Genomic DNA, 16,224 nt, shown 5'->3' with positions numbered 1-16,224 from the left:
AATTTCTAAAACATCTTAACGACATTTGTTTTAATTGTCAATTATTTACGACGCTTATAGACACGTTTCTTAGCTTTTCTAAGTTTACGTTCCTTTTCACGCTCGGCTTCTTCTTTCTCTCTTCGTTCACGACGGAACTTGAAAGGATTCTGGAAGGCCAATGTCTGAAGAACTTGGAACGCATTAGTAACAACCCAGTAAATTGTAATAGCTGATGGGAATGTTAAAGCAGGAACAAAGATAAAGATAGGCATTACATAAGTCATGATCTTTGTTGTAGCGTTCTGTGATGGTTGAGAATAACTAGAAATGTATGTACTTAAGAAAGTAAATACACCAGCTAAAATAGCCATAATGTAGTATGGATCGGCTTTACCCAATTGCATCCACAAGAAACTACCATCACGCAATTGTGTTGTCTTATAAATAGCTTGATACAAGGCAAACATAACTGGCATTTGAACAGCTAATGGCAGACATCCTGCGATTGGATTAACTCCGGCTTCACTATATAACTTTTGCGTTTCTTCACGTAACTTTTGTTGTGTATCGACATCTTTTGCTGAATATTTCTTCTGCAGAGCCTGCATTTCAGGCTGAATCTGCATCTGTTTATTCATACTTCTAGTCTGGAACCAGTTAAGAGGCAATAGAATAACTCTAATTACGATAGTAAATAGCACAATTGCCCAACCATAGCTGTTACCAACAAGAGATGCTAACCAAAGAATAAATCTTGAGAAACTATAAAGAATATAGTGATCCCAAAATCCACTACTATGACTAGTAATCGGCTCATTTAGGTTAGAACAACCGGCTAAAACTAGAACCACACTCAATAAGAGTGCGACACCTAAGTATTTCTTTAAGCTTTTTTTATTCACCTTTTACACCTATAAGTCTATATATTTTTCTTACCCTATTATCTTACCTAATTTTAGTAAGTGTACGATATTTTTCTTTGTTTCAAACATGTCCAGATCAACAGATGGTTTTCTTGCAATAATCAAAAAATCCAATTCTGCTGGTATTTCAGGTTTTAGTTCCAACAGAGATTGGCGTACATATCTTTTGATACGATTACGTCCAACGGCCGTGTGGGAAACCTTCTTACCTACTGAAAGCCCAACTCGAAAATGTTTTTGTTCTTTTTTAGGCATTTGGTACAGAACAAAATTTCGATTAGCGCATGACTTTCCTTGTGAGTAGACATATTGGTACTCATTTTCTTTTTTAATTCGATAACTTTTTCTCATATGTCACCATAGTCTCTTGTTTTTCTAATAAAAAAAGACCACCAAAATTTAGTGATCCTTCAAAACTAAGCTGATAATACTTTTCTACCCTTTTTGCGGCGTCTTGCAAGAACCCTGCGACCATTACTTGTACTCATTCTTTTCATGAAACCATGGACGCGTTCACGATGACGCTTCTTTGGTTGATATGTTCTCTTTGTAGTCATTCAATAAACCTCCTGACTTTTATACTTTAATAATTTTAATTCACTTCTTCAGACAATTGCTCGTATATAATACCATGCTTTTACGTCAATTTAAATACCAAATTTTCTATAAGTAGAAGATTTAATAAATTACTTTTGAACATTACGTCTTGTGGATAATTTGTGGATTAAGTTAGCAACTTATTTTTTCCACAAGTCTCTTAACAAATTTTTCCAATCGATTTTTTTGCTGTGAACGAGTTTTCCACAGGTTTAAAACTACAGTTACAAAGTTCTCTTAAGCCCCGTAAAAATGGACTTTGTTCTGAAAATATTTGTGGATAACTGTGTTAATAACTCAAAAGAGTTACAATAATCCACAGGCAGAATTTCTGTTGATAAACACCTTGTTAAAATAAATAAATTTAAACATCTGTTCTGTGGAAAACTTTTTTATAGAATGATAAAATATAAACTGTCTTTTTTCCGTAAAAAATTATAAACAACTTAGATTGGGGGGAAATACGTGCAAAACATAAATAATTCATCCGACTCCTCCATGACTGACTTTTGGACTTACTTTAAACAAAAACTCAAAGAAAGTTTGACTCCAGTTAGTTTTAATACCTGGGTCGGAAGTGCTGAACCTTTGTACATCGAAGGAAATGACATCCACATTGCTGTACCAACTGATCTCCACAAAGATTATTGGGAGCGCCACTATGCGGAAGAAGTTGCCATTTACTCATATGAATTCAACGGTATCGAATTAAATCCGATTATCGAAACAGAAGAGGAACACGCACAAAAAGAGCAGCCTCAAAAGACTGCTCCAAAAGAAACAAATAATGACTCTGAAAAATCAGGTCATGTTTTTCACAATTCTCATTTAAATCCAAAATATACTTTTGATTCATTTATTACCGGTTCTGGTAACCAAATGGCTCATGCAGCAGCTTTGGCCGTTGCCGAAGAACCTGGAGTTATTTATAATCCACTATTTATTTATGGTGGGGTGGGACTTGGAAAAACTCACTTGATGCAGGCTATAGGGCATCAGATGATAAAAATCGAACCAGGAGCAAAAGTAAAATATGTAACTAGTGAAACTTTCGCTAATGATTTTATCAACTCAATTCAGACAAGAACCCAAGATGATTTTCGACAAGAATATCGAAATGTCGATCTACTATTAATAGATGACATTCAATTTTTCGCCGAAAAAGAGGGGACTCAAGAAGAGTTTTTCCATACCTTCAATGAATTACACGATAACGGCAAACAGATCGTAATGACATCTGACCGTCTACCAAACGAAATACCAAAATTACAAGAGCGACTTGTCTCTCGTTTTAAATGGGGCTTATCAGTTGATATAACTGCTCCAGATTTAGAAACAAGAATTGCCATTCTCCGCAATAAAGCAGAGGCTGAACACCTTGAGATTCCTAACGATACCTTATCTTATATTGCTGAACAGGTTGATACTAATGTTCGTGAGCTAGAAGGAGCATTAATTCGTGTTCAAGCTTACTCAACTTTGAAAAATGCTGATATTACTAAGTCAATCGCTGCCGATGCTTTGAAACTATTTAAACTCTCGAAAGAGAAAAAAGGACTTTCAATCGCAAAGATACAAAATAAGGTCGCAAAATACTATCACGTTTCGATCAATGACTTAAAAGGCAAAAAACGTGTCAAAACTATCGTTGTACCTCGACAAATAGCAATGTACTTGTCCAGAGAATTAACCGATCGTTCACTTCCACAAATCGGAATGGAATTTGGCGGAAAAGATCATACGACAGTCATGCATTCATGTGATAAAATAGCCGAGTTAGTCATTAGTGATAATGATATTAAAATGGCGGTTAACGAATTGAAGGATGAACTGAGAAATTAACATGTTGAAAACTTTTGAACTTATAAGAAGTTATCCACAGCTGTTAATAACAGGACTTTTTCAAGCAAAATATATCTTCCAAATAGTTATCCACAGAATTCACAGCACCTACTACTACTGCTATTTATATATTAATTAATTAAAATAGGGAGTCAGATAAATGAAATTTTCAATCGATCGCACTAAATTCGTAAATCAAACTACAAATGTTCAGCGTGCTATTTCAACAAAAACAACAATTCCTATTCTTACTGGGATGAAACTTGAACTTACAGAATCAGGTTTAAGAATCACAGGTAGTAATTCAGACATTTCAATTACATCCTTTATTTCAAAAGATGATGCTGATAATGACTTAACAATCGAAAGCACTGGATCAATTGTTTTACCTGCTAGATTTTTTAACGAAATCATCAAAAAATTACCTGGTGACAACTTTGAATTAGAAGTACTTAACAATAATCAAACACTAATTTCATCCGGTGTTTCAGAATTCACCATTAATGGTTTGGATGCAAATAATTACCCACATCTTCCAGAAGTTGAAACAAACAACCAATTGGTCTTTCCAACTGACTTATTCAAAGAGGTTGTCAACCAGACTGTAATTGCCGTATCAACACAAGAAAGTCGTCCAGTACTTACTGGTGTTAACTTCATCATTAATAGTGAAGGCTTAACATTAGTAGCGACTGATAGTCACCGTTTATCACAACGAAAGATAAACATTACCAGTGATGAAGAATATAATCTTATTATTCCTGGTAAGAGTTTAACTGAACTAGTTAGAACCATTAGCGATTCAGTTAAAGAAATCTCAATGTCAATCTCTGAGAATCAAGTTCTGTTCAGCTTCGATAACGTAATGTTTTACTCACGTCTATTGGATGGAAGATATCCAGAAACAGACCGCTTGATCCCCGAAGATTCAAATACAAGATTAACTTTTGACACAAGTAATTTATTAGCATCAGTTGAGCGTGCTTCACTTCTTTCTCATGAAAGTAGAAATAACGTTATCAAATTAGAAATCAAAGCATTGGATAGAAAGGCTACACTTTATGGAAATTCACCTGAAGTTGGTACTGTTGAAGAAGTTCTTGATTTTGAAAACCTTGATGGAGACGATTTGGATATTTCATTTAATCCAGATTACCTAAAAGATGCTTTGAGGTCGTTTGGAAGCAACACCACAATTGAAATGAGTTTTACATCACCACTTCATCCATTTACACTACGTCCAGTGGATGATAAAGATAACTTTGTCCAATTAATTACACCAGTTCGTACATTCTAAACTTGATCCTCGGATGAATTTAACCCAGAACATTTCGTTCTGGGTTATTTTTTTGCCTTATTCCACATTTAAGCCGTAATTTTTGCTATAAGAGTTTTTCTAAGCTTTTTTAGTGGGTAGATACTTGAATTGTCAAAAATTGCTTAGAAGTGCTCTCAATAACGTTTAAGTTGTCTTTTAACTAAAAAACTACTATAATTATGTTATGTCTTTAATGGTATAAATCTAATAAATAGGGTGTTAATATGTCACAAAAAATTACAATCGATACTGAATTTATCACATTGGGTCAATTACTTAAGGACACTGGAATCATTTCAACTGGTGGTCAAGCCAAGTGGTTCTTACGTGAAAATTCGGTCAGTCTTAATGGTGAAGCAGAAAACCGTCGTGGCAAGAAGTTGCACAAAGGCGATGTAGTTGTTATCGGTGATCAAAGTTTTGAAATCGAATAATTGTATATAAAAAATCTTCGACTCCAAAACTATCGTAACTACGAGTCTTTAGAGATTGGTTTTTCACCGAACATTAATGTTTTTTTGGGACATAATGCCCAAGGTAAAACAAATTTATTAGAGGCTATGTACTTTCTGGCTTTGACCAGAAGCCATCGAACGTCTAACGACAAGGATTTAATCAGGTGGGGAAGTGAGTTTGCACGGATATCAGGTCTTGTGATCAAGGATAATACCAGCAAATTAAAGCTTGATCTGGTCATTAGTAAGTCAGGTAAAAAAGCAAAACTAAATAATCTTGAACAACGTAAATTATCTAGTTATATAGGAAATTTGAACGTTGTTTTGTTTTCTCCGGAGGATTTATCGATTGTCAAAGGCAATCCTGGAATTCGCCGGAAATTTATTGATATGGAGTTCGGACAAATATCTAGTCAGTACTTAAAAACGGTCAGTCAGTTTAGATCAGTTTTGAAACAGCGCAACGCTTATTTGAAAAAACTCCAACATCATCAGTCAAAAGACTTGGTTTACTTGGAAGTTTTATCTGATCAGTTAGCAGGTTATTGTGCTGAAGTAGTTAAAACCAGACTTGATTTTTTGAAGAAGTTACAAGTACATATTGAAAAGATTCATGATCAAATTACTGATCACCAGGAAGTTTTGAAAATCGTTTATTCGAGTTTTTATGATAGCGAGAATAAGACCGTTGATAATATCTATGATATTTATAAACAGGCTTTCAAAGATAATGCGCAAAAGGAAATTCAGCGTGGCGTTACACTTTTTGGTCCTCATCGTGATGATATTAAATTTTTGATCAATGATAAGAATGTTCAAGATTTCGGTTCTCAGGGTCAACAACGTTCGGTTGCATTGAGTTTGAAGCTAGCCGAAGTTGAATTGATAAAAGAGCAGGTCGGTGATTATCCGATTCTGTTATTGGATGATGTTTTGTCTGAATTAGATCAAAAACGTCAGACCCATTTACTTTCATCGATTGGCCGTGGTATTCAAACATTTATTACAACAACTTCGCTTGAAGATGTCGATCAGACGATTGTTAAGAATCCGAATATTTTAAATATTACTAATGGGAAAGTTCAACAGGAGGAAATTTAATGGCTGAAAACAGTAGAGAAGCTGAACTAGAGAAAAAAGAAGAGCTAGCCGAAGAATATGATGCTAGCCAAATTCAAGTCCTCGAAGGACTTGAAGCTGTTCGTAAAAGACCAGGTATGTATATTGGTTCTACTAGTAAACAAGGTTTACACCATCTTGTTTGGGAAATTATCGATAATGGTATTGATGAAGCTTTAGCTGGTTTTGCGACAAAAATTGACGTAACTGTTGAGCCAGATAATTCAATCACTGTCTTTGATGATGGCCGTGGTATTCCAGTTGATATTCAAAAGAAGACCGGTAAGCCGGCCTTAGAAACTGTTTATACGATTCTACACGCTGGTGGTAAATTCGGCGGTGGCGGATACAAAGTTTCTGGTGGTCTACACGGTGTTGGTGCTTCAGTTGTTAATGCCTTAAGTAGTCAATTATCAGTAGTTGTTACTCGTGGTGGTAAGAAGTACGGCATCGATTTTGAACGTGGTAAAGTTAAACATTCCATGCACATAGTAGGGGATGCTCCAGAATTTGAACATGGCACACTCGTTCACTTTGTACCGGATCCAGATATTTTTACAGAGACAACTGTTTACGATGACAAGGTTCTAACAACCAGAATTCGTGAGTTGGCTTTCTTAAACAAGGGATTAAAACTTACATTTACAGATAAGCGTGCTGATACTGCTGAAAAATTAGTCTTTCATTATGAAGGCGGTATTAAAAGTTACGTTGAATATATGGATAAGGATAAAGAGGTTGTTTTTGATGAACCTATTTATCTTGAAGGTGTTCAAGATGGTATTACTGTTGAAGTTGCCTTGCAATACACTGATGAATTCCACACTAATTTGATGACTTTCGCTAATAATATTCATACCTATGAAGGTGGTACTCACGAAGTCGGATTTAAGACTGCCTTAACTCGTGTGATCAATGATTATGCTCATAAGAACAAACTCCTAAAGGATACTGAAAAGTTATCTGGCGAGGATGTTCGTGAAGGTATGACAGCTGTTGTTAGTGTTAAGCATCCAGATCCTCAATTTGAAGGTCAGACTAAGACTAAACTTGGTAATTCAGATGCTAGAACAATTACTGATAGATTGTTTAGTGAGCACTTCATGAAATTCATGATGGAGAACCCAAGTACAGCTAAAAAAATCGTTGAAAAGGGTAGTTTAGCAACCAAAGCACGTTTGGCTGCTAAACGTGCTCGTGAAGTAACTAGAAAACAAAATGGTCTTGAAATTAGTAATTTGCCAGGTAAATTGGCTGATAACGCAAGTAAAGACCCAGCAATTTCTGAGTTATTTATCGTCGAGGGTGATTCTGCCGGTGGTTCTGCTAAGACTGGACGTTCACGTTTGACACAAGCTATTTTGCCTATTAGAGGTAAGATTTTGAACGTTGAAAAAGCTTCAATGGACAAAATTTTGGCTAATGAAGAAATTAGAACTTTGTTTACAGCTATGGGAACTGGTTTTGGAGAAGACTTTGATATTTCCAAAGCACGTTATCACAAAGTAATCATTATGACTGATGCCGATGTCGACGGTGCCCATATCAGAACCTTGTTATTGACACTTCTTTACAGATATATGCGTCCAATCGTTGATGCAGGATATGTCTATATCGCTAAGCCACCTTTGTATCAAGTTCGTCAAGGTAAGATGATGCAATACTTTGATACTGATAAAGAAAAAGATGATTTCGTATCACAATTACCAGCAAAACCAGAGCCAAAGATTCAACGTTACAAGGGTCTTGGTGAAATGGATGCTGATCAATTATGGGATACAACTATGGATCCAGACAAGAGAAGATTAGATCGTGTTAACCTCGATGATGCAATCGAAGCCAACAAGATTTTCTCAATGTTGATGGGTGACAAAGTTGAACCTAGAAGAATCTTTATTGAAGATAATGCTAAGTATGCTGAAGTAGATTATTAGTTTTTAAGAAAGGAAAGCAAGTTAATGGACGATAGAAGAATAGCAAATGTTAATTTGACGGAAGTAATGAAAAAATCTTTCGTAGATTACGCTGCCAGTGTTATCGTATCTCGTGCGCTTCCAGATGTACGTGATGGATTGAAACCAGTTCACCGTCGTATTTTGTACGGTATGAATGAACTTGGCGTTACACCTGACAAGCCATATAAGAAGAGTGCCAGATTCGTTGGGGATATCATGGGTAAGTATCACCCCCATGGTGACTCAGCTATTTATGAATCAATGGTTAGAATGGCGCAAGACTTTAGTTACCGTTATCCATTAGTTGATGGACACGGAAACTTTGGTTCTATTGATGGTGATCCACCTGCTGCTATGCGTTATACCGAAGCTCGTATGAGCAAGATGGCAGTTGAAATGTTGCGTGATATTAACAAGGATACTGTTGATCTTGTACCTAACTATGATGGCGAGGAAAAGGAACCTATGGTTCTACCTGCTAGATTCCCTAACCTATTAGTTAATGGTGCAACAGGTATTGCCGTTGGTATGACAACTAATATTCCTTCACATAACTTAAAAGAAGTTATCGATGCGCTACATATTTTGATGCGCAACAAGGATGCTACGATTGCCGATCTAATGAAAGTTATTCCAGGCCCTGATTTCCCAACTGGCGGAATTATCATGGGTAAGTCTGGAATTAGAAAAGCCTATGAGCACGGAAAAGGAACCATCATGCTTCGTGCCAAAGTCGATGTTGTGACTAAGAAGAACGGTGCAGAACAAATTATCGTTACAGAACTTCCTTATATGGTCAACAAGGCTAACTTGGTAGAACGTATCGCCGAACTTGCTCGTGATAAAAAGCTTGAAGGTATCACTGACTTGAACGATGAATCAGATCGTGAAGGTATGAGAATAGTTATTGATATCCGTCGTGATATGAGTGCCTCAGTTGTTTTGAATAACTTATACAAGTTGACACAGCTTCAAATTTCATATGGTATCAACATGGTTGCCATCGTCGATAAGACACCTCGTGTTTTATCGCTGAAGGAAGTTTTGTTGTACTACTTGAAACACCAAGAAGTCGTTATCAGACGTAGAACTGAGTATGAATTACGTCGTGCTCAAGCGCGTGCCCATATCCTTGAAGGATTGAGAATTGCGCTTGATCATATCGATGAAATCATCAAAGTTATTAGAGGTTCTCAAACATCTAGTGTTGCTAAGCAAACATTGATGGATCGTTTTAAATTATCAGATAAACAGTCGCAAGCTATTTTGGATATGCGTCTTGTTCGTTTGACAGGTTTGGAACGTGAAAAGGTTGAAGCAGAATATCAAGATTTATTAGTAAAAATTGCTGATTACAAAGATATTTTGGCTAAACCTGAACGTGTTGATAAGATTATTTATGATGAATTGCTTGATATTCAAGAAAAATTCGGTGATCCAAGAAGAACTGAAATCCGCGCTAGTGAAGTTGCTAATATTGAAGATGAAGATCTAATTGAAGAAGAGAATATCCTAGTTGTTTTGACACACAAAGGTTATATCAAACGTTTGTCTACGGATGAATTCCGTGTTCAAAATCGTGGCGGCCGTGGTGTTCAAGGAATGGGTGTTCATGATGACGACTTCATTGAACATATGATTTATACTTCAACTCATGATCGTCTATTGTTCTTTACTAATACTGGTAAAGTCTATAGAACCAAGGGTTATGAAGTTCCTGAATACGGTCGTACGGCAAAGGGAATTCCTGTTATCAATCTATTGAATATTGAAAAGGGCGAGACTATTCAAACCGTTATTAATGTTGATAGGAATGTTGATCGTGAGAATTCGTATTTGTTCTTTGTAACTAAGTACGGAACTGTTAAACGTACACCTGTAACGGACTTCGCAAATATCAGACATTCTGGTCTACGTTCTATAACGCTTAAAGATGGCGATGAACTTGATAATGTCTTCCTAACAAATGGCGACAAAGTCATCTTTATTGGAACACATAAAGGTTATGCTGTAACCTTCAGAGAAAGCGACGTTCGTCCTATGGGAAGAACCGCTGCCGGTGTTCGTGGTATTAAGTTACGTGATGAAGATTACGTTGTTGGTTCATCAATTGTTGAAGCTGGTGAAGAGGTTCTAACTATCTCTGAAAAGGGATATGGTAAGAGAACCTCAGTAGAGGAGTATCCTATTAAGGGACGTGGCGGTAAAGGTATCAAGACTGCTAACGTTACTGCTAAGAATGGTCCTATTGCTGGTGTAGCAGCAGTTAATGGTGACGAAGATATCATGCTGATTACTGATAAAGGTGTTATGATTCGTTTTGCGGTTGATAGTGTATCGCAAACTGGACGTGCAACTTTGGGTGTCAGATTGATAAAGGTTGACGATGATTCAATCGTTTCAACTATGGCAAAAATTGAAGAAGAGGAAGTAGACGAAAGTGCTGGTGATGGTAATACATCATCAGATAATACTTCTAATTCAGATAATGACGATAAATCAGCTTCTAGTGATTCAGAATCGAAACAAGATGCTCCTTCAGATGGAGAAACATCCGACGATGATTCTGGGGATGACTCGGAAGAATAAAAACAAATAAACGTTTCTGCGTAATTTGATTATGTATCGTTCAGGATACATGTCAGGCAGAAACGTTTTTTTATTGAAAATTATTATGGTATTCACTGAAAATTTATGATAAAATCTTACATTGTGAGTATAAAATGTAGTTAATTTATGCTCCTTGTTCTTTCAGTAGAACCATTAGACCATAAGGAGGTGCAGTTATGACACATTACGAAATTACATATATCATCAAACCTGATATTGAAGAAGACGCTAAGAAGACTCTTATCGATCGTTACGACAAGATCCTTACAGACAATGGCGCAACCGTAATCGACTCAAAAGACTGGGAAAAGAAACGTTTAGCATACGAAATTGCTAATTACAAAGAAGGTATTTACCATATTGTTAATGTAAATACTAACGATGATGCAGCTATCAACGAATTCGACCGTCTATCAAAGATCGATGACAACATGCTACGTCACATGATTATCAAACGTGAAGACTAATTTGTTTCACGTGAAACACTTTAAGGAGGCAGACATATGATTAATCGAGTTGTACTAGTTGGACGCCTGACACGTGATCCTGAACTTAGATACACATCTAGCGGGGCTGCCGTTGCCAGTTTTACAGTAGCAGTAAATAGAACATTTACTAATGCTCAAGGTGAACGTGAAGCTGATTTTATCAACTGCGTTATCTGGAGAAAAGCTGCTGAAAACTTTTCTAACTTTACTAATAAAGGTTCACTTGTTGGTGTTGATGGACGTCTTCAAAGTCGTTCATATGAAAATCAACAAGGTCAAAGAGTCTATGTAACTGAAGTTGTCGTAGATAACTTCTCCCTACTAGAATCTAGAGCTGAAAGTGAAAAGAGAAATTCTGGTTCATCAAATAGTAATAACAATTTTGGTGGTAATAACAGCAGCAACAATAACAGCAATCCAAATCAAGCTCCATACAACAATCAACAAAGTCAATCTAATCAGTCTCCATTTGGAAACAATAATAATAACAACAATAATCAATCTAACAATAACAGTAACAACTCAAATAATATGAGCGATCCTTTTGCTGACAATAGCAAGCCAATCGACATATCAGATGACGACTTACCATTCTAATATAGAAGGGATGACTAAAATGGCACAACAAAGACGTGGCGGACGTAGAAGACGTAAAGTTGACTTCATCGCAGCTAATCATATCGAATACATCGATTACAAAGACACTGACTTACTTAAGAGATTTATCTCAGAACGTGGTAAGATTTTGCCTAGACGTGTTACAGGTACAAGTGCAAAGAACCAAAGAAGTCTTACAATCGCTATCAAGCGTGCAAGAATCATGGCTCTATTACCATTCGTTGCAGAAGACTAATTTTGAAAACTAAGGTCGGGACAATTGTCCTGGCCTTTTTTTGTACTTAAAACTGGTAAAATTAGTTAATATATCTCAGTATTATTTTCTCAATAAATATGTGCCGGCTGTGATAAAATTAAGGGGTATATCTAAGAGGGGACTAATATGAAAAAGATAAAATCTAATCTGCGTTTCTTCCTTTCTCGAGTTGATTACTCAACACAACTGACGGCAGTTTCGTTAGTTGTTATGTTGATTTCAATATTTATAGTTGGACTGATACACGGTTCTATAAGCGGTTACATTCAGTCTCTATTAGTCGTGATTGCATTTGTTTTGTTTATATATCTATTTTTGCTTTTAGGAGAAAAAGCTGGTAAGTATACTAATAATTTGCAGTATCGAATTGATCGAGGAACGGACAATAGTTTTGTCGAGTATCCATTGGGAATCATGCTTTATGATGATGATAAGCAAGTACAATGGGTCAATCCTTATTTTGTTGAGAAGACGGGTATTGATTCAGTGTATAGCATGAATATCTCTGACATTTCATCCGACTTGGCATCTTTTGTTGATGATGATGAAGACGAAGAAGAGCATGGTAAGCACAAAACAATTCAAATTGGCAACAAGTACTATTTGGTACAAGTTCAATCAGAATTAAAAGTTATTTACTTTATGGATATTACTCACTATTCAAAAGTTGAGAAACGCTATGAAAAAAATCGTTCAGTAATTGGTCAAGTATATTTGGATAATTATGCTGAAATCACTCAATCTATGAGTGACAGGGATATTTCTAATTTGGATAATTATATTACGAATGAATTATCTAATTGGGCTTCTCGTGAGCAAATGTTCTTAAAGCGTATCGATGATGACCATTTCTTCATCGTTGCTTATACTGGTAAGATTTTTAAAATGGAAGAAACTGGTTTTAAAATACTGGATATGATTCGTGAATATACTTCTCAACAGAATGTTCCGTTGACGTTAAGTATGGGCTTCTCCTATGGTGTTGATGATTTGAATACCTTAAATGATGAAGCACAGAAAAATCTTAATCTTGCACTAGGTCGTGGTGGAGATCAGGTTGTTGTTAAAGAAATTGGTCAAAAAGCTAGATTCTATGGCGGCAATACTGATCCAATGGAAAAGAGAACACGTGTTCGTGCAAGGATGATCAGTGAAGCTTTGCAAGAGTTATTGAAGGACAGTGATCAAGTTATTGTTATGGGACACTCACATCCTGATATGGATGTTGTCGGTTCTTCACTTGGTATTAGAAGAATTGCCTTGATGAATAACACCCCATGTAAGGTTGTTATTGATCCTAAAACAATCCATACCGATGTTAGTCGTTTGTTACAGTTGATCAATAAGGATCCTGCAATTAAAGACGATATTGTTACACCTGAGGAGTCTTTAAGTATTAGAACTCCTAATACATTAATTGTTATGGTTGATCATTCTAAGCAGAGTATTTCAATCAATCCTAACTTGTTCAATCTACCTAATGAAAAGGTTGTCGTAATTGATCACCACAGACGTGGAGAAGAATTCCCAGAGAATCCAATGCTGATTTATATCGAACCTTATGCATCATCTACCAGTGAATTGATAACAGAGATGCTCGAATATCAACCTAAGAACAAAAAGGCAATCGAGAAGATTGAGGCAACTTCATTATTGGCTGGTATTACGGTCGACACGAAGTCATTCTCACTTAGAACTGGTACTAGAACCTTTGATGCAGCCAGTTATCTTCGTTCAGTTGGTGCAGATGAGGCCTTGATTCAGAATCTATTGAAGGAAAACATTGATAGTTTCATCCAAAGAAACCATTTGATCGAGACAATTACTATGGTAGGTGGAAATATGGCAGTTTGCTTTGGCGAGAATGATCGATCGTATGATCCAGTTATTGTTGCTCAAGCAGCGGATACATTGTTATCATTGAATAATGTTGAGGCATCATTTGTTATCAGTAAACGACCTGATGGAAGGGTTGGTATCTCTGCCAGAAGTCTGGGTAAAGTCAATGTTCAAGTCATTATGGAAAAACTTGGCGGTGGTGGACATCTAACGGATGCTGCAACCCAGATTGCTGATGCAACTGTTGATCAAGCTAAGGATCAGTTAATTGATGTTTTGAATGATTATCAAAAATAGAGAGTAGAGAGAACTCTCAATAGATTTATTTAATATTATGGAGGATTTGTCATGAAGGTTATTTTTACTCAAGATGTTAGAGGAAAAGGTAAGAGGGGCGAAGTTAAGAATGTCGCTGCTGGTTACGCACAAAACTTTTTAATCAAGAACAACAAGGCGATTGAGGCAACTAAGGCAAATATGGCCAAGTTAACAGCTGAACAGAATCGTGAGGAAAAGGATTATCAAGCTGAATTAGAGGAAGCTAGGAAATTTAAAGCTGAAATCGAAAAGGATAGTACAGTAGTTGAAATTCAAGCCAAAGCTGGTACTGATGGAAGATTATTTGGTTCAGTGACAACAAAGAAAATTGCTGAAGAGCTGAATAAGCAATACGGAATGAAAGTCGACAAACACAAAATGGAACTCTCAGAAGGTGCTAAGGCACTAGGCTACGTAAATGTACCCACAAAGATTTTTGAGGGTGTAGAGGCCACAATAAGAGTTCATATCGTTGAAAAGAGCTAGGATATAAATGAATAATGATATAACTTCACGCATACCGCCCAATGACAAGGATGCTGAGCAATCCGTCTTAGGGGCGGTATTTCTTAGTCAAGATGCATTAGTAGAAGCCATGGAATATGTTGAAGCTGAAGATTTTTATCAACATGCTAATCAATTGGTATTCCAGGCTATGGTCAATCTGAATGACCGTGAAGAACCAGTCGATGTGGTGACGGTTCAAAATGAATTAGATAAGATGAATCAAATTGAAGACATTGGCGGAGTTAGCTATCTGGCTGACTTGGCCAATGCTGTTCCCACGGCTGCCAATACAGCTTATTATGCCAAAATTGTTAAAAACAAAGCAGTCCTAAGAAGATTGATCAACGCTGGTACAGAAATTGTCAGTCGAAGTTTTGAAGAAGATGAAGATCTTGATACAATCATCGACAAATCTGAACGTGACATTATGGAAGTATCTGAGAATCGTAGCAACAAAGGTTTCCGTAAAATTTCCGATGTTGTTAAGTCGTCATTTGAAGAAATTGATAAGTTGTATGATCAAGATACAGATGTTACGGGATTATCTACTGGCTATAAGGATCTAGATGCTTTGACAACTGGATTACATAAGGACGAGTTAGTAATTTTGGCTGCTCGTCCTGGTATGGGTAAGACTGCCTTCGCATTGAATCTAGCACAGAATGCGGCTACAAAGGATCAAGCTACTGTAGCAATATTCTCACTAGAAATGGGTGCGGAACAATTAGTTAATCGTATGCTTTGTTCAGAAGGTAGTATTGATGCTAATTCGCTCAGAACCGGACAATTGGACGAGAATCAATGGAATAGTTTAGTTGTAGCAATGGGTAGTTTATCAAAGACAAATGTTTATATTGATGATACTCCAGGTTCTAAAATGGCTGAGATCAGATCAAAATGTCGTCGACTTTTGAAGGAAACAGGTAAACTTGATTTGGTCATCATCGATTACTTGCAGTTGATCGAAGGAACTGGACAAGAGAATAGACAACAAGAAGTGTCAGTTATTTCTCGTAACTTAAAAAAATTAGCAAAAGAATTACATGTGCCAGTAATCGCGCTATCACAGCTTTCTCGTGGTGTTGAAGCGCGTCAGGATAAGAGACCTATGTTGTCAGATATCCGTGAATCTGGTTCAATTGAACAGGACGCTGATATTGTTGCTTTCTTATATCGTGATGATTATTATCGAGATGAAGAAGGCGATGGTGAAAATAGTGAACCTGAAAATCAAGAGGACCAAGATGTCGGTGAAGTCGAAGTTATCGTCGGAAAAAATCGTTCGGGTCCTCGTGGAACAGCTAAGCTATTGTTCGTGAAATCTTATAATAAGTTTTCTTCGATTGCTAATATACCTGAGAACTAGAGAGTGGAAGAAGCCGGGAGATTTTGAGCAT

General features: G+C 36.5%; 15 protein-coding genes. 12 read left to right on the top strand and 3 right to left on the bottom strand.

Annotation, left to right across the window (positions count from 1 at the left end; all coding sequences use genetic code 11):
• Nucleotides 1-41 precede the first annotated feature (41 nt).
• The 3 genes from yidC to rpmH form a co-directional block, all read right to left on the bottom strand.
• Nucleotides 42-884 carry a membrane protein insertase YidC gene (gene yidC / locus EKM66_RS02475; protein ID WP_125761354.1) on the bottom strand — a complete coding sequence of 281 codons (843 nt, stop codon included), beginning with the start codon at nucleotides 882-884 and terminating at the stop codon, nucleotides 42-44.
• Between the two features lie 30 nt (nucleotides 885-914).
• Entirely contained in the window at nucleotides 915-1,256 is a 342-nt protein-coding gene (gene rnpA, locus EKM66_RS02470; protein ID WP_125761353.1) for a ribonuclease P protein component, read from the bottom strand.
• Between the two features lie 65 nt (nucleotides 1,257-1,321).
• Nucleotides 1,322-1,462, bottom strand: a complete 141-nt coding sequence (rpmH, locus tag EKM66_RS02465) for a 50S ribosomal protein L34 (RefSeq protein WP_076614082.1) — start codon at nucleotides 1,460-1,462, stop codon at nucleotides 1,322-1,324.
• 538 nt (nucleotides 1,463-2,000) lie between these two features.
• On the opposite strand from rpmH, the gene dnaA reads away from it, so the two are divergent.
• The 12 genes from dnaA (at nucleotide 2,001) to dnaB (ending at nucleotide 16,193) form a co-directional block, all read left to right on the top strand.
• Entirely contained in the window at nucleotides 2,001-3,344 is a 1,344-nt protein-coding gene (gene dnaA, locus EKM66_RS02460; RefSeq protein ID WP_125761654.1) for a chromosomal replication initiator protein DnaA, read from the top strand.
• A 160-nt stretch (nucleotides 3,345-3,504) separates the two neighbouring features.
• Nucleotides 3,505-4,641: a DNA polymerase III subunit beta gene (gene dnaN, locus EKM66_RS02455; protein ID WP_125761351.1), complete on the top strand. Its 1,137-nt coding sequence runs from the start codon at nucleotides 3,505-3,507 to the stop codon at nucleotides 4,639-4,641.
• A gap of 245 nt (nucleotides 4,642-4,886) precedes the next feature.
• Entirely contained in the window at nucleotides 4,887-5,096 is a 210-nt protein-coding gene (gene yaaA / locus EKM66_RS02450; RefSeq protein ID WP_125761349.1) for a S4 domain-containing protein YaaA, read from the top strand.
• Complete coding sequence (gene recF, locus EKM66_RS02445; protein WP_125761347.1) at nucleotides 5,097-6,218, top strand: DNA replication/repair protein RecF; 1,122 nt, start codon at nucleotides 5,097-5,099, stop codon at nucleotides 6,216-6,218.
• A complete protein-coding gene (gene gyrB / locus EKM66_RS02440; protein ID WP_125761345.1) occupies nucleotides 6,218-8,170 on the top strand; it encodes a DNA topoisomerase (ATP-hydrolyzing) subunit B in 1,953 nt (650 codons plus the stop codon). Before recF ends, gyrB begins: the two co-directional genes overlap by 1 nt.
• A gap of 24 nt (nucleotides 8,171-8,194) precedes the next feature.
• Nucleotides 8,195-10,780 carry a DNA gyrase subunit A gene (gene gyrA, locus EKM66_RS02435; RefSeq protein WP_164505020.1) on the top strand — a complete coding sequence of 862 codons (2,586 nt, stop codon included), beginning with the start codon at nucleotides 8,195-8,197 and terminating at the stop codon, nucleotides 10,778-10,780.
• Between the two features lie 197 nt (nucleotides 10,781-10,977).
• The gene (rpsF, locus tag EKM66_RS02430; RefSeq protein WP_125761342.1) at nucleotides 10,978-11,268 is read left to right on the top strand and encodes a 30S ribosomal protein S6; all 291 of its coding nucleotides are present in this window, start codon (nucleotides 10,978-10,980) and stop codon (nucleotides 11,266-11,268) included.
• Between the two features lie 36 nt (nucleotides 11,269-11,304).
• Entirely contained in the window at nucleotides 11,305-11,886 is a 582-nt protein-coding gene (gene ssb, locus EKM66_RS02425) for a single-stranded DNA-binding protein (protein WP_125761340.1), read from the top strand.
• Between the two features lie 19 nt (nucleotides 11,887-11,905).
• Nucleotides 11,906-12,142 carry a 30S ribosomal protein S18 gene (rpsR, locus tag EKM66_RS02420; RefSeq protein WP_025025051.1) on the top strand — a complete coding sequence of 79 codons (237 nt, stop codon included), beginning with the start codon at nucleotides 11,906-11,908 and terminating at the stop codon, nucleotides 12,140-12,142.
• A gap of 147 nt (nucleotides 12,143-12,289) precedes the next feature.
• On the top strand, nucleotides 12,290-14,299 hold the full coding sequence (locus tag EKM66_RS02415) for a DHH family phosphoesterase (RefSeq protein ID WP_125761338.1): 2,010 nt from the start codon (nucleotides 12,290-12,292) through the stop codon (nucleotides 14,297-14,299).
• Nucleotides 14,300-14,350: 51 nt separating this feature from the next.
• On the top strand, nucleotides 14,351-14,806 hold the full coding sequence (gene rplI, locus EKM66_RS02410; protein ID WP_125761336.1) for a 50S ribosomal protein L9: 456 nt from the start codon (nucleotides 14,351-14,353) through the stop codon (nucleotides 14,804-14,806).
• A 7-nt stretch (nucleotides 14,807-14,813) separates the two neighbouring features.
• Complete coding sequence (gene dnaB / locus EKM66_RS02405) at nucleotides 14,814-16,193, top strand: replicative DNA helicase (protein ID WP_125761334.1); 1,380 nt, start codon at nucleotides 14,814-14,816, stop codon at nucleotides 16,191-16,193.
• Nucleotides 16,194-16,224: the final 31 nt, after the last annotated feature.

Source organism: Companilactobacillus hulinensis, assembly GCF_003946555.1.
Taxonomy (GTDB): Bacteria; Bacillota; Bacilli; order Lactobacillales; family Lactobacillaceae; genus Companilactobacillus; species Companilactobacillus hulinensis.
This window is presented reverse-complemented; position numbering and strand designations above follow the sequence as displayed.

What these genes read in the sequence shown, in the direction of transcription:
- rnpA (WP_125761353.1), bottom strand. Translation starts at nt 1,256, where the DNA reads ATGAGAAAAAGTTATCGAATTAAAAAAGAAAATGAGTACCAATATGTC.
- rpmH (WP_076614082.1), bottom strand. Translation starts at nt 1,462, where the DNA reads ATGACTACAAAGAGAACATATCAACCAAAGAAGCGTCATCGTGAACGC.
- dnaA (WP_125761654.1), top strand. Translation starts at nt 2,001, where the DNA reads ATGACTGACTTTTGGACTTACTTTAAACAAAAACTCAAAGAAAGTTTG.
- dnaN (WP_125761351.1), top strand. Translation starts at nt 3,505, where the DNA reads ATGAAATTTTCAATCGATCGCACTAAATTCGTAAATCAAACTACAAAT.
- yaaA (WP_125761349.1), top strand. Translation starts at nt 4,887, where the DNA reads ATGTCACAAAAAATTACAATCGATACTGAATTTATCACATTGGGTCAA.
- gyrB (WP_125761345.1), top strand. Translation starts at nt 6,218, where the DNA reads ATGGCTGAAAACAGTAGAGAAGCTGAACTAGAGAAAAAAGAAGAGCTA.
- gyrA (WP_164505020.1), top strand. Translation starts at nt 8,195, where the DNA reads ATGGACGATAGAAGAATAGCAAATGTTAATTTGACGGAAGTAATGAAA.
- rpsF (WP_125761342.1), top strand. Translation starts at nt 10,978, where the DNA reads ATGACACATTACGAAATTACATATATCATCAAACCTGATATTGAAGAA.
- ssb (WP_125761340.1), top strand. Translation starts at nt 11,305, where the DNA reads ATGATTAATCGAGTTGTACTAGTTGGACGCCTGACACGTGATCCTGAA.
- rpsR (WP_025025051.1), top strand. Translation starts at nt 11,906, where the DNA reads ATGGCACAACAAAGACGTGGCGGACGTAGAAGACGTAAAGTTGACTTC.
- EKM66_RS02415 (WP_125761338.1), top strand. Translation starts at nt 12,290, where the DNA reads ATGAAAAAGATAAAATCTAATCTGCGTTTCTTCCTTTCTCGAGTTGAT.
- rplI (WP_125761336.1), top strand. Translation starts at nt 14,351, where the DNA reads ATGAAGGTTATTTTTACTCAAGATGTTAGAGGAAAAGGTAAGAGGGGC.
- dnaB (WP_125761334.1), top strand. Translation starts at nt 14,814, where the DNA reads ATGAATAATGATATAACTTCACGCATACCGCCCAATGACAAGGATGCT.